At 50.4% G+C, this 532-nt stretch carries 1 pseudogene; it reads right to left on the bottom strand.

What is annotated here, in order from left to right:
- Positions 1-532 (bottom strand): annotated as a pseudogene (locus R7R24_RS30080) (glycogen debranching enzyme); the annotation flags it as partial.

The raw sequence follows: 532 nt of genomic DNA, 5'->3' as shown, positions 1-532 counted from the left end.
ACGCTCTTCCGATTTCTTGATTACGCTCGTTTGGCAGCTTAAATCGCGCTGTAGCGTTCGTTTGGTTGATGAGGTAAACCAACTCTTGTCCGTCTTTACCAATGCCTAAGTGAAGCGCTACGGAGCTTAATCGGTTCCAGTCGTCGTGTTCCATTAATCGGCCATCGGTTCGACGCCAGAAAATGCGGTTGTTGTTGCGATTTTCGCCGCTGAAAGCACGGATGAAAGGCACCATGTATTGGTGACGGTTTGCGACCATTTGCGCCATCCAAGTTTTGAAGTGCGCTTTGCGCTCCGTCTCGCTCCAGTTGATCCAACTGGTTTTATTGTCTTGGCAGTAGGCGTTATTGTTGCCACCTTGCGAGTGTGACAATACATCGGCGGTCAAAATGTGCGGAATACCAAACGCAAAGAGCAAGCTCGCAATCAGGTTGCGTTTTTGCTTCTCACGCGTGGCGATGATCATGATGTTTTCCGTCTCGCCTTCTACGCCGTAGTTTTCTGAGCGGTTGTCACCGTGGCCATCGCGGTT

This window comes from Vibrio sp. 704 (genome assembly GCF_033339295.1).
The sequence above is the reverse complement of the archived record's forward strand: the minus strand, read 5'-3'. Positions and strand labels throughout refer to the sequence as shown.